We start from the raw sequence: 12,547 nt of genomic DNA, 5'->3' as shown, positions 1-12,547 counted from the left end.
AAAAAAGTCGATTAACTTTTTTACAGATCGAAATAATCCCTGCGATCTGATTAAGATGCTCTGTTAATTACTTTGAGTATAATTGCAATTACGGCAATTACCAAAAGCACATGTATTAAGCCACCTGCACCTGGCCCAAAACCGTTAAAAAAGAATCCAAAAATCCATAATAAAATTAATATTACGGCGACGAGGTAAAGTAGATTTCCCATAAGTTTGTTTAATAAGTTTAATCCGTCATAGCGTATCCAGTTCTTTTATTTAGAGGAATAAAGCCGACGGATTGATTAAACATAGGGGTGCACTAAATGTTTTACATTTTTGCTTTGAATCGATAATTTAATATAAAAGCGATGAAATCAAATAGATTCAGCAGGTAATGTAAACCAGAAAGTACTGCCTTTACCTAATTCACTTTCAGCACCAATCTGTCCATGATGTTTTTTGATAATTTCTGAGCAAATGTAAAGACCAAGGCCCAGGCCAGTATAATGGCTTCCCGAACTTTCTGCACGGTAATAACGGTCAAAAACATAGCGGAGTTTTTCAGGAGGTATACCAGGACCCTGATCTATTACGGAAACTTTGACTATACCATCTTTTTTGTCGATGCAGATGCGTATTTCCTTTGATTCAGGCGCATATTTTATCGCATTATTGATGAAATTAACCACGATCTGTTCAATTCTAACGTGGTCAGCAAAGACCTCCACCTGCATGTCCCCTTCCACATTAACCGTGTAGGAACCATCCTTGATTATATCCTGATAACAGTCTTTAATGACTTCAGAAAGATTAAAATGATGCTGACGGATATGAAGCTGGCCCTGATTAGCCATACTTGAATTCAGCAGATCTTCTATAAGCGTATTTACTTTTTCCAAACCTCTGTTTGCTTGTACGATAAGCTTAGAAAGTGCACCTGAAGGAGGATTATCCTTAATTCTATCTAAAAACTGAAGAGAACCTCTTAAACTGGTTATTGGTGTCTTAAGCTCGTGGCTCGCAATAATAATGAAATCATCTTTATACTGTTGCAGTAACCTGAGTTCCTGTATATCGGTGGCCGTACCTACCCAAAGTTGCATTAAGCCTTGTTGATCCATGATTGGCATTAACCGGATCAGGTGCCATCTGTAAAGCTCATCTGCCCGTTTTACACGAATTTGGAATTCACCACCATTACCAGTTTTAAGAATAGAACTGAACTGGTCAAAGCCAATCTTCAGGTCATCAGGGTGGACTACTGCCTTAAACCCCAGAGCACTTGTTTGCTGGTCATTGAACCCAGTATAATCATACCATCGCTGATTGTAGAAAACGACTTCTCCCTTAATTGTATTTGTCCAGGCAATTTGGGGAATGGTCTCCATCATACTCCTGAACCGGCTTTCACTTTCTGCTAATGCTTCAGTACGATGCGCAACCCGTGCTTCTAATTCCTGGTTCAGCTCTAAAAGCTCCTGATTGATAAATTTTAATTTTTCATCCGTAATTAATTTTTCTTTACGGGCCTGCATATCATTTAATGCCCTGTTGATCTTCGTAGATAATGTAAATAGCTTACTTTTAGAAATATAGTCAGTCACTCCAGCCTTAATCAGCTCCACCGCATTCTCTTCTCCAATTGTACCAGAAATGATGATAAATGGAATATCAGGATGTTTATTATGTTTGATTTGGAAAGCCTCAGCTGCATCAAAAGAGGGGAGTGAATAATCCGATAAGATCAAATCAGGATCAAAATTGTCCAGTGCATTTTCAAATGTTGAACGTGTTTGTACAACTTCTGCCGTAAAGTTCAATCCCGATTTTTTTAACTCGCGTTTAAGCAGATCAGCATCACTTTCGTTGTCTTCAAGAATAAGTATTTTAAGATTTGGTGCCATTATAATACGACGTAAAAATTAAACGGAGAGAATCAATGGAAACGATATTAATGTGCAGGCTGGCTTAAGACTATCCAATATAAACCAATCTCCTTTACCGCGTTAAAAAAGTTATCACTATCAACTGGTTTAACGATATAACTATTTGCACCCAGTGCAAAACACTTTTCAATATCCGGGCCTTCATTTGATGAAGTTAACATCACAATAGGAATTGCTTTAAGATCTGGATCTCCTTTTAGTTTTTCCAAAACTTGTAAGCCTGAGACCTTTGGCATTTTTAAATCCAGCAAAATCAGTTTAGGAAATTCCTTATTACTTCTATCCGCATAAGCCCCTTTACAATAGATAAAGTCTAATGCTTCCGCTCCATTAATAACGTGGTGCAGTTTATTGGTAAAACCACTTTTTTTAAGCGCACGAACAGTCAGTGCAGCATCATCAGCACTGTCTTCAACAAATAAAATTTCAACGTTATGATAGCTCATTTCTCTTTTTTTAATGGTTTATGCCAGCAGACTAAAATAGAAACACGACCCCTCATCTACTTCAGATTCGGCCCAGACTGTTCCATTATGACGCTGTACTATTTTTTGCACTATAGCCAGGCCTATGCCTGTGCCTTCAAACTCTTCCTGGGAATGCAATCTTTGAAAAACCCCGAAAAGCTTATCATAATACTGCATATCAAATCCAGCCCCGTTATCTTTCACGAAATATACAATGAGATTATCCTGTGTATAAGCACCGATTTCGATCTTAGTTTGTGCTTTATTTCTGGAGTATTTAATAGCATTGGAAATCAGATTAATCCATACTTGCTTGATCAGGGATTTGTCCCCTTTAGCATTTGGAAGTACACCCATTTCAAATTCTGGTATATTTTCATTTTCCTCGAATAGTAATTCTTCCCGAACCATACCCACCAGACCAGTCATGTCAATTTCCGAAACAGTAACCTGCTTTCTTCCAAGTTTTGAAAATGCAAGTAAGTCATCAATCAGCATACCCATCTTTTTTGAATTGCTGATGATAGACTGAAGAATTTTTACTCCATCTGTATCGAATGTCTCTGCATAATCCTCCTTAAGGATTTTTGTATAGCCATTGATTGCTCTGATAGGTGCACGTAAATCGTGTGAAACAGAATAAGAAAAGGACTCTAATTCCTTATTTACGGACTCTAATTGTGCCGTACGCTCAATTACTTTTTGCTCTAATTCGTCATTCAATTTGCGAATATCATCCTCTGCATTTTTGAGTTCCCTGTTCGCAATACTGAGCTCTTCAGCTCTCTTTTCTTTCTCTTCATTTTGAAAAGCAAGTTCCTTATTGGCGATGATCAGCTCTGCTGCGCGGTGTTCTTTTTCCTCATTCTGAAAAGCAAGCTCCTTATTGGCGATGATCAATTCTGCCGCCCTGTTTTCTTTTTCTTCGTTTTGAAAAGCAAGTTCCTTATTGGCGATGATCAATTCTGCTGCCCTGTTTTCTTTTTCTTCGTTTTGAAAAAGCAATTCTTTGTTTGCAATAACTAATTCAGCTGCACGCTTTTGTATCTCCTCGTTTTGAAGGACAATCTCCCGGTTCGCAATGATTAATTCTTCAGAATCGTTTTTTTTCATATGCATAACCTAAAAAATCGTATTTAAAATGTGGGTGTAAATAAAATGTGGTGAAAACTAAGTATAAATTGATTCGGGCAGAAAGAAAAAAATCATTTTATAAGTTTCTAAAGCTACCATAATATTATCCGGTATTTGTCTAAAACAATTTATATATGTTCTAACTGTTCGTACTGAACAGCAGAAAGAAGGGATAATACTTTTATACATTATTGAATATTACGGTAAATCCATGTCTGATCAGTTGGATAAAAATGCAAGAATTAAATTTATTCTTGAATAAAAACCTTCTTTATTCCCATAAATAAAAAAATATTTTCTATCCACCTGTTTTTTAGTTAGTTACTGATATATGCCCTTTTTATTACTATTTGACCATAAATGGTGATTAATTGCTAATTAAATAATGGTGATACTTTTGTAACATAAAAATGACATGTTTTGATATTGGAAAAAAATTAATATTTTAGATCAACAGAATTATATTTTTTAACCTAAAAATCATTACAAAATGAAAAAAATTAAATTAAATTCAGAAAGACTACGCTTGAAAAAAGAAAAAGTTGCTTCTTTAACTACCGATCAAATGGGTAAAGTTTATGGTGGAATACCGATTACCACTGCTACCAGGAAATTCTGCTGCGACTGGTCAGAGGCCATCTGTCCTGAAGTGCTTTAGGATTTTGCATTCGAACAGGTAACATTGAAATTTTAATTAAACAAAATTATTTTATTTAACCTTAAATCATTTCCAAATGAAAAAAATTAAATTGAATTCAGAAAGACTACGTTTGAAAAAAGAAAAAGTTGCTTCATTGACCACAGCGCAAATGGGCAAAGTTTATGGTGGAATACCAGTAACGACTATTACCAGAAGATTCTGCTGTGATCTGTCAGATTCGATCTGTCCTGTTGAGCCATAGACATAAGTTTAAACACATCGCTTTTAAATCTTCACAAAACAGCATTATTTTATTTAACCTAAAATCATTGTAAAATGAAAAAAATTAAATTGAACTCAGAAAGACTACGTTTAAAAAAGGAAAAAGTTGCTTCATTGACCACGGAGCAAATGGGTAAAGTTTATGGTGGAATACCAGTAACAACTATTACCAGAAGATTCTGCTGTGATCTGTCAGATTCGATCTGTCCTGTTGAGCCTTAGTCTTAAGTTTAAACACATCGCGTTTAAATCTTAACAGAACAGAATTATTTAACCTGAAATCAGTATCAAATGAAGAAAATTAAATTGAATTCAGAAAGACTGCGTTTGAAAAAAGAGAAGGTTGCTTCTTTGACCACAGACCAGATGGGTAAAGTTTATGGCGGGGCACCAATTACAACAGAAACCAGAAGATTCTGCTGTCTGTTGACTATTGAAGCAATCTGCGCTTAAAGCTTACACTTGAAATTTAAACACTTTGCGTTTAAATTTTAACAAAACAAAACAGAATTATTTAACCTAAATTATTACCAAATGAAAAAAATTAAATTAAATTCAGAAAGATTGCGTTTGAAAAAAGAAAAAGTTGCTTCATTGACTACAGCGCAAATGGGAAAAGTTTATGGAGGGATACCATTGACAGCTCATACCGGAAGATTTTGCTGCGACTTTAGTGATGTGCAAGTTTGCGTTGTTTAGCATTTATTTTCCAGTTTTAAACTCGTAACGTTGAAGAATAGCCAGCTTATAAACTGGTTATTCTTCCATAATAAACAGGTGACCGATATTTTTATATGAAAGAAGAAATTCAAACGATACTGGATAAAATATATTTATCACTCAAAAACCGTGATTATTATCAACCGTCCCTCCTTGACGGTGAAGCAGGATACTGTCTTTTTGATCAATCTTATATCAGCTATGCTGGTAGCTGTTCGGTAAACCACGTTGAAAACGTGGAGCATTTCGAAAATAATCTGCAAACACTTTCTGAAGATTCAATCGGTTGTCAAAGCGCTTTTTTCTCGTCTGGTAAAGCAGGAGTTAACTGGCTCTTTTCCTATTTAAAGGCTAAAGATGTATTAGATGAAGAGAACTGGGAAATCTTATGCGATGATAATCCTGAATTATTTGAGCAAGCTATCCATTACCTGAAAGATGGTAATTATGATTTTCTTCATGGTTCCATCGGAATTGCCTATCATTCTTTATATGAACAAACGAGTCAATTCTCTGAATTTCAGGAAACATTTTTTAAACTGCTGCATAAACTCGCCTATCAGTCACCAGAGAAAATGTTTATTGCGCACTTTGATCTGACCAGTCAACTCCCTGTACCCAATAAAATTAACCTGGGTATGGCACACGGATTAACTAGTGTTTTGAAATTCTGTCTGCAATGTTATCAAAAGGATATCTGTGCGGCAGAGGCTAAAAAACTGGCGCTTGATATCGCAGATTTATTCAAATCAACTATCAATAGAAATACCAATAACAGCCTGTTTCCTAATATTTTAACACTCGATGAAACTATAAGTGGGTATAGTCGTGTAGGATGGTGCTATGGAGATTTAACTATAGGTTTTGTACTCTACCAGGCAGGGATACTTTTTGAAGATGCTGTCCTGAAAGAACTAGGTACAGAAATACTGATACATACCTCTAAAAGAAGAAGCGAAGAACAGACGATGGTCAGAGATGCCGGAATTTGTCATGGCAGTGCTGGTATAGCTCATGTTTACAATAAAATGTGGCATTACACTAAAAATCCTGTTTTTAAAGAAGCCTGCGATTTCTGGATACAACAAACAATAGACTTTTCCAGTCATGCGGATGGTTATGCAGGTTTCAAATCCTATTCACCAGATGTTACCGGAAAATATATAAACTCTTATGGATTATTAAACGGGATAAGTGGTATCGGCTTGGTACTTCTCAGTTATCTGACCGGAGATTTTAGTTGGGATTACTGCATTATGCTTAATGATTAAATATATGATTAAAAGTTATTCCTTTGTTTTACTGCGTGCCCCATTGCAGAGCCTGAACTTAGCCAATGACTTTTCGGCAAACAGACAAACCTTACTTCAGGAAGGAATTTATTTATCCTCTCCCGAATTCTGGAAAGAACTGTTAAAAGAGAATGAACTTAATGCGAAAGAAAAGGAAAAACTGGAGCTGTCCTTTGCTAAATACTGGCTGCGCAGCTGTAGCAGATGTACACCATACGGGACATTGGCAGGTGTTAAATTGGTAGGTATCAAACCAGAAGAAACTAATCTTCAACTGGATCATGCCGATCAGCATCTTCGTAGTGTCCGTTTAGATATGAACTATCTTAATGAAATTATCACTTACCTGAACACCGTTCCTGAAATTGTCAGACAACTAAAGTTCTTTACTAACAATAGTTTATATGAACTCCCTGACAGTTATCGCTATGCAACTTATTCTTTGATAGATACACAGCGCGTTTACGAACTGACCTCTATAGAAAAGACAAATTATATTACGGATATTCTTTTTGCAGCCCAAAAAGGCGTTACACTGGAAAGTCTGGCACAAATACTTAAAACCCATGAAAATATAAGTCTGGAAGAGGCCGCTGAATTTATTGCGGACATGGTTGATTCTCAACTTATCTTATCAGATTTAGAACCCTGTGTGACCGGTAAAGATCCCCTGGATGTGTTAATTGAGCAATTACAAACGCTTCAGCATGTCGATGATTTACTCCTGAAATTGAAGGAAGTTCAACAGCTGATTAAAAATCCAAAGGAAGGAGTGGGCTACTATACAAAAATAGAAGATAGCTTAAAAGCACTTGATTTTCCAATACAAATTCCAGCTAATTTATTGCAAACTGACCTTTTCTTTGCAGCAAAAGCGCAAACAATTGATCAAAGTATTATTGACCGTATTCTTAAACAAACCGAAGACTTATATGTCCTGAGCATTTCGGGCGAGGGCAGGGATCTGAATACATTTAAAAGTAAGTTTTCCGCGCGTTATGAATTTGAAGAAGTCCCACTATCATTAGCATTAGATGCAGAACTGGGAATTGGTTATGCTGGAAGTGATCAATCATCAGCAGGCGAAAACAGCCTGGTTGAGAACCTCATTTTGAAAGGGCCAGTTGCCGGAAAAACTATAAATTTTGATTACATACAAGAATTTGTCCTGAATAAACACAACGACTATCTTCAACATCAAAAAACTGTTATTGAAATAACGGAAGAAGAATTAAAGGCATTTAAGCCCAGAATTGCAGCTTATAAATTTTCCAATAGCCTACACCTGATGGGAAGTTTGCTGAAATCGGATGGTAAGCTGGATATAGAAAACTTTATTTTTGAGCTTTCCAGTTTTGGAGGCACTTCCTCTGGCAATCTCCTGTCCAGATTTGCTCATGGGGACCAGGAGCTATGCGATTTTACAAAGGAAATTCTTCAAGAGGAAGAGCAGGAATTTCCGGATCATATTTATGCAGATATTGTGCATCTCCCGCAAGCCAGGGTTGGCAATGTGCTGCTCAGACCTTTATTGCGCAATTATGAAATACCTTATATCGGTAAATCTGGTTTAACAGCAGAAAACCAGATACCTGTAGAAGATATTATGGTTTGCGTTAAAAACAACAAAGTCCTTTTGAGAAGTAAAAAGCATAATAAATATATTATTCCCAAACTTACTTCTGCTCACAATTTCTCGACGCGGAGTTTGCCAGTTTATAAGTTCCTATGCGACTTGCAAACACAAGGGCAAGCACAGCCCGATGCCTGGAATTGGGGTGTATTGTCTTCGCTGACTTATCTGCCAAGAGTTGTTTACAAAAACCTGATCGTCAGAAAAGCGCGGTGGGCGCTTAAAAAAGAAGAACTGCCAGCTATCCCGAAAGAAAGAAACGGATATTTAAACTATTGCCAGGCACTGAGGACCCAATACCATATCCCACAGAAAGTTGCGTATGTAGAACATGACAATAAGCTTTTAATTGATTTGGAACAGCAGACAGGAGCCGACTTATTCATTCATTATCTGAAAAAATATGAAAATGTACAACTCGAGGAATTCCTCTTTACCAGCGAAAACTGTATCGTATACGATGCAAATGGAAATCCGCATACCAATGAATTGATCATCCCTTTAAAAAGAGAACCAGAAGGTTCAGAAAATAGCTTGGTAAAGCGTGCTGTGAAAAGCAATTTTCTGACTCCGAAGGATGAAATCCAGGTTAAAAGAAAGTTTTCACCCTTTAGCGAGTGGTTATTCTTCAAAATTTATTGCGGGCCAACGGTTGGGGAAAGAATACTAAAAAAGGAACTGCTTGATTTTGTGGAGCATGGCATCGGACAAAATTTATTTGAGAAATTTCATTTCATCAGGTATATTGATGAATCCTTCCATATCCGGGTCAGATTTTACAACTCAGACTTAACAAAGCAATGGAAAGTTCAACAGCAATTCATGGAAGTACTGGAACCGCTGCTGGCCAATAACCTGATCAGTAAAATTGTATTAGATACTTATTCAAGAGAACTCGAACGTTATGGCGCTTCCATCATAGAAGAAGTAGAATCTCTGTTTTTTAATGATAGCCTGGCGGTACTCAAATTTGCCAGATTGCTGGATAGCCCTGAATTAGAAGAATACCGGTTTTTATTTGCACTGAGAGGAGCAGATATGCTTTTAACCGATTTTGGTTATACAACCCTTGCAAAAAAAGAGCTGTTAAAAAGACTTCAAGCGGGTTTTTTTAGAGAATTTGGCAGTGATCCTGGCTTACAAAAGCAATTGAATGAGAAATATCGCCAGAAGCAGAAAAGTATCTTTTTGCATATGAATGCTGATTTAGACGAATTAAATGAGATTGAAGAAGCGGTAGCTGTTTATCAAAACAGGTCGGCGATGAACAGTTTGATTTATCAAAATATTCAAGTTAAATCAGGCAATCAAACACTGCCCCATGACCTGATGGAAAGCCTGTTGCATATGTATCTGAATCGTTTGCTGGTTAACAATCCGCGTAAACATGAATTGGTTATTTATCATTTTCTGGAAAAATATTACAGCTCACAACTGGCTATCTCTACCCATATGCCCAAATTAGCTATTACTCAATAATAAATAAATACAAAGCGCTGAATGAGTTTCCCTTTTTACAAACAATTCGATCTGATGGACTGCGGTCCCACTTGTCTTCGTATGGTAGCTAAACACTACGGGCGTAGTTTTAAGGTGCAAACATTGAGGCAATATTGCGAAATTAACAGAGAAGGAGTATCCTTATTAGGTATCCATAATGCTGCCGGAAAGATTGGCTTTGATACTGATGCGATCAAAACCAATCTGGGGGGACTAGGAGAAGAACAACTGCCAGCCATCCTGCACTGGAGACAAAATCACTTTGTGGTACTTTATAAAATAAAGAACAATAAATACTTTATTGTTGATCCCGGGAATGGACATGTCAAACTTAATGCAGAAGACTTTTCCCGCAATTGGATTGACAACGATGGCTCTGGCGAAGGTATAGCCCTGACGCTAACTCCAACACCTCAGTTTTATGCACATGAAAACGAGATTGGCAGTGAAGTCCGGTGGTCATTTCTGTTTGGTTATTTTAAGGCTTACCGCAAGCTGGTTATTCAACTCTTTTTCGGTCTTGCTGCAGGGAGTATATTACAACTGATTGCCCCATTTTTGACGCAATCCATTGTCGATGTAGGGATTAATACCCGTAATCTTAATTTTATCTATATTATCCTTATCGCGCAAGGGGCACTTATTATCGGGCGTATCAGCGTAGACTTTATCCGGTCATGGATTTTATTGCATATCAGTATCCGGGTTAATATTTCCATTCTGACAGATTTCATTATCAAACTAATGAAGCTTCCCATGGTTTTTTTTGATACCAAAATGACCGGTGATATTATGCAACGGATGAATGATCAGAAAAAGATAGAAACCTTTTTAACAGGAACAGCACTAACTACCTTGTTTTCTATCTTTAACTTATTGATTTTTTCAGTCGTTATCGCATATTATAATCTTACTATCTTTTTTGTCTTTCTGATCAGCAGTACTTTGTACATGGGCTGGATTGTCCTGTTCTTAAATCGCAGGAAACTACTCAATTATAAGAGTTTTGAAATATCGGCAAAAAATCAGAGTAATGTGGTACAGCTGGTTACTGGAATGCAAGAGATCAAACTCAATAACTGTGAACAACAGAAACGATGGGAATGGGAAGATATCCAGGCTAGTTTATTTAATGTCAATGTTAAAAACCTGGCCCTGAGTCAGTATCAACAAGGTGGCTCAACTTTAATTAACGAAGGAAAAAACCTGCTGATTGCATTTTTAAGTGCTAAAGCAGTGATAGACGGAGATATGACCCTGGGTGCCATGGTTGCAGTACAATATATTATTGGACAGCTGAATGGGCCCATAGAGCAAATGCTTGGCTTTATCCAGGGCTTTCAGGATGCCAGGATCAGTTTGGAACGTTTAAATGAAATTTACCAGATGGATGATGAAGAACAGCCTGATAAAGAATGGAACGATACGCTTCCTGTTCAGAAGGACATCAGTATTGAGCAGTTATCATTTCGTTATCCAGGCACAGGCAACCTTCCGGTATTGCGGAACATTGATCTGAAAATCCCACAAGGTAAAACGACTGCAATTGTAGGAATGAGTGGTAGTGGTAAAACTACAATCCTGAAGCTATTGTTAAGATTTTATCAACCCGATGCAGGCGAAATTAATATTGGAACAGAACCTTTGAACAGTATCAGTTACAAAGCATGGCGGGAAGAATGCGGTGTAGTCATGCAGGATGGCTTTATCTTTTCTGATACTATTGAACGAAATATTGCTGTAGGAGAAATCCCGGCCGATCCAGTAAAGTTGAATCATGCGATCAAAGTGGCTAATATCCAGGATTTTATTGATGGCCTGCCAAGAGGTTTAAATACCATGATCGGTGCTGAAGGCAACGGGGTAAGCCAGGGACAACTTCAGCGGATGCTGATCGCGCGTGCCGTATACAAAGACCCGGAGTATATCTTTTTTGATGAAGCGACAAACGCATTGGATGCGAACAACGAGTGGACAATTATGAATAACCTCAAAGAATTTTTCACAGGCAGGACCGTAATTATTGTAGCACACCGGTTAAGTACAGTCAGGGACGCAGACAATATCATTGTGCTTGATAAAGGTAGTATCATTGAACAAGGGACACATCAGGAATTAACCCAGTTAAAAGGTGCTTACTATCTGCTTGTCAAAAATCAGCTGGAGCTGGGAACTTAATATTTGGAATCAGGAACATAATCATCATTTAAAATGCCGCCCTTAAAAAAACAAAAAAGCCAGCAGGTTGTCCATAGTCCTGCAATTCAAGAAATTATTACCACAGTTCCTTCCTGGTTATTGCGCTGGGGCATCTTCATGTTTTTTGTACTCTTAATTTTAATCGCCGGACTTTCCGCTTTTATCAAATATCCCGATCTTGTAATCACAACACTGAAAATTGATACCTCGGCAGATCAGAAGTTTTATGGAGAAATGGCTATTCCTCAAAATATGCTGACCAAAGTTAAAGAAGGGCAGCAAGTGCTGATTAAATTAAGAAGATACCCATACCAAACCTATGGAACGATCAGAGGTACTATTAAATATATAGATCCCATTCCACAGCAGGATAGTGTTTTTATTTCAAAGGTTGATTTTAATAACGACTTATCTGCATTACCAGGACATATACTATTAAAAGATAAAATGATAGCTGATGCAGAAATCATTACGCAGGACGTTACGATCTTACAACGGCTTGGCCGGAGTATATTTAAAAGTAATGATTAATGATAAAAGCAATGATTAAGGAAATATATCATGATCATTCCATCTGCGGCCAACTTGCAAAAGCAGATATGGACCTGGGCAATATCATCAAAAGCTTATGGATATCCACCACTATGGACCAGACCCAATACATTTGAAAGCCTGGTTCATATCATTCATTTAGAAATTCTGATTTCCTGACAATTTTCTGCCAGAAAGTGGGGTTTACAAGAACAATG

13 protein-coding genes are annotated in these 12,547 nt (G+C 37.2%); 9 read left to right on the top strand and 4 right to left on the bottom strand.

The window, feature by feature from the left end; genetic code table 11:
* Positions 1–50 precede the first annotated feature (50 nt).
* The 4 genes from AY601_RS25720 to AY601_RS13510 all read right to left on the bottom strand — a co-directional run bounded on the left by AY601_RS25720 (position 51) and on the right by AY601_RS13510 (position 3,511).
* Positions 51–212, bottom strand: a complete 162-nt coding sequence (locus AY601_RS25720; RefSeq protein ID WP_157287919.1) for a lmo0937 family membrane protein — start codon at positions 210–212, stop codon at positions 51–53.
* A 147-nt stretch (positions 213–359) separates the two neighbouring features.
* Entirely contained in the window at positions 360–1,889 is a 1,530-nt protein-coding gene (locus AY601_RS13520) for an ATP-binding protein (RefSeq protein WP_068401958.1), read from the bottom strand.
* A 47-nt stretch (positions 1,890–1,936) separates the two neighbouring features.
* A complete protein-coding gene (locus tag AY601_RS13515; protein ID WP_068401956.1) occupies positions 1,937–2,377 on the bottom strand; it encodes a response regulator in 441 nt (146 codons plus the stop codon).
* Between the two features lie 18 nt (positions 2,378–2,395).
* Positions 2,396–3,511: a sensor histidine kinase gene (locus AY601_RS13510; protein ID WP_084359561.1), complete on the bottom strand. Its 1,116-nt coding sequence runs from the start codon at positions 3,509–3,511 to the stop codon at positions 2,396–2,398.
* A 511-nt stretch (positions 3,512–4,022) separates the two neighbouring features.
* Between AY601_RS13510 and AY601_RS25715 the strand changes: the two genes are divergently transcribed.
* The 9 genes from AY601_RS25715 to AY601_RS13490 all read left to right on the top strand — a co-directional run bounded on the left by AY601_RS25715 (position 4,023) and on the right by AY601_RS13490 (position 12,329).
* Positions 4,023–4,190, top strand: a complete 168-nt coding sequence (locus AY601_RS25715) for a class I lanthipeptide (RefSeq protein ID WP_157287917.1) — start codon at positions 4,023–4,025, stop codon at positions 4,188–4,190.
* A gap of 76 nt (positions 4,191–4,266) precedes the next feature.
* Positions 4,267–4,434, top strand: coding sequence for a class I lanthipeptide (locus tag AY601_RS25710; RefSeq protein WP_157287915.1), 168 nt, complete (start codon positions 4,267–4,269; stop codon positions 4,432–4,434).
* Between the two features lie 74 nt (positions 4,435–4,508).
* Positions 4,509–4,676: a class I lanthipeptide gene (locus AY601_RS25705; protein WP_157287913.1), complete on the top strand. Its 168-nt coding sequence runs from the start codon at positions 4,509–4,511 to the stop codon at positions 4,674–4,676.
* 69 nt (positions 4,677–4,745) lie between these two features.
* Positions 4,746–4,907 (top strand): class I lanthipeptide, encoded by a 162-nt coding sequence (locus AY601_RS25700; protein WP_157287911.1) that lies wholly within the window; start codon positions 4,746–4,748, stop codon positions 4,905–4,907.
* Between the two features lie 81 nt (positions 4,908–4,988).
* Complete coding sequence (locus AY601_RS25695; protein ID WP_157287909.1) at positions 4,989–5,153, top strand: class I lanthipeptide; 165 nt, start codon at positions 4,989–4,991, stop codon at positions 5,151–5,153.
* Between the two features lie 95 nt (positions 5,154–5,248).
* A complete protein-coding gene (locus AY601_RS13505; RefSeq protein ID WP_068401954.1) occupies positions 5,249–6,445 on the top strand; it encodes a lanthionine synthetase LanC family protein in 1,197 nt (398 codons plus the stop codon).
* Between the two features lie 4 nt (positions 6,446–6,449).
* The gene (locus AY601_RS13500) at positions 6,450–9,578 is read left to right on the top strand and encodes a lantibiotic dehydratase (RefSeq protein ID WP_198163517.1); all 3,129 of its coding nucleotides are present in this window, start codon (positions 6,450–6,452) and stop codon (positions 9,576–9,578) included.
* Between the two features lie 21 nt (positions 9,579–9,599).
* On the top strand, positions 9,600–11,777 hold the full coding sequence (locus AY601_RS13495) for a peptidase domain-containing ABC transporter (RefSeq protein WP_068401950.1): 2,178 nt from the start codon (positions 9,600–9,602) through the stop codon (positions 11,775–11,777).
* Between the two features lie 33 nt (positions 11,778–11,810).
* Entirely contained in the window at positions 11,811–12,329 is a 519-nt protein-coding gene (locus AY601_RS13490; RefSeq protein WP_068401948.1) for an HlyD family efflux transporter periplasmic adaptor subunit, read from the top strand.
* Positions 12,330–12,547 lie beyond the last annotated feature (218 nt).

Origin of the sequence: Pedobacter cryoconitis, assembly GCF_001590605.1 — a bacterium.
GTDB lineage: Bacteria > Bacteroidota > Bacteroidia > Sphingobacteriales > Sphingobacteriaceae > Pedobacter > Pedobacter cryoconitis_A.
The sequence above is the reverse complement of the archived record's forward strand: the minus strand, read 5'-3'. Positions and strand labels throughout refer to the sequence as shown.

Bases quoted from the DNA above. Each gene is read 5' to 3' on its own strand.
- AY601_RS25720 (WP_157287919.1), bottom strand. From the start codon at position 212: ATGGGAAATCTACTTTACCTCGTCGCCGTAATATTAATTTTATTATGG.
- AY601_RS13520 (WP_068401958.1), bottom strand. From the start codon at position 1,889: ATGGCACCAAATCTTAAAATACTTATTCTTGAAGACAACGAAAGTGAT.
- AY601_RS13515 (WP_068401956.1), bottom strand. From the start codon at position 2,377: ATGAGCTATCATAACGTTGAAATTTTATTTGTTGAAGACAGTGCTGAT.
- AY601_RS13510 (WP_084359561.1), bottom strand. From the start codon at position 3,511: ATGAAAAAAAACGATTCTGAAGAATTAATCATTGCGAACCGGGAGATT.
- AY601_RS25715 (WP_157287917.1), top strand. From the start codon at position 4,023: ATGAAAAAAATTAAATTAAATTCAGAAAGACTACGCTTGAAAAAAGAA.
- AY601_RS25710 (WP_157287915.1), top strand. From the start codon at position 4,267: ATGAAAAAAATTAAATTGAATTCAGAAAGACTACGTTTGAAAAAAGAA.
- AY601_RS25705 (WP_157287913.1), top strand. From the start codon at position 4,509: ATGAAAAAAATTAAATTGAACTCAGAAAGACTACGTTTAAAAAAGGAA.
- AY601_RS25700 (WP_157287911.1), top strand. From the start codon at position 4,746: ATGAAGAAAATTAAATTGAATTCAGAAAGACTGCGTTTGAAAAAAGAG.
- AY601_RS25695 (WP_157287909.1), top strand. From the start codon at position 4,989: ATGAAAAAAATTAAATTAAATTCAGAAAGATTGCGTTTGAAAAAAGAA.
- AY601_RS13505 (WP_068401954.1), top strand. From the start codon at position 5,249: ATGAAAGAAGAAATTCAAACGATACTGGATAAAATATATTTATCACTC.
- AY601_RS13500 (WP_198163517.1), top strand. From the start codon at position 6,450: ATGATTAAAAGTTATTCCTTTGTTTTACTGCGTGCCCCATTGCAGAGC.
- AY601_RS13495 (WP_068401950.1), top strand. From the start codon at position 9,600: ATGAGTTTCCCTTTTTACAAACAATTCGATCTGATGGACTGCGGTCCC.
- AY601_RS13490 (WP_068401948.1), top strand. From the start codon at position 11,811: ATGCCGCCCTTAAAAAAACAAAAAAGCCAGCAGGTTGTCCATAGTCCT.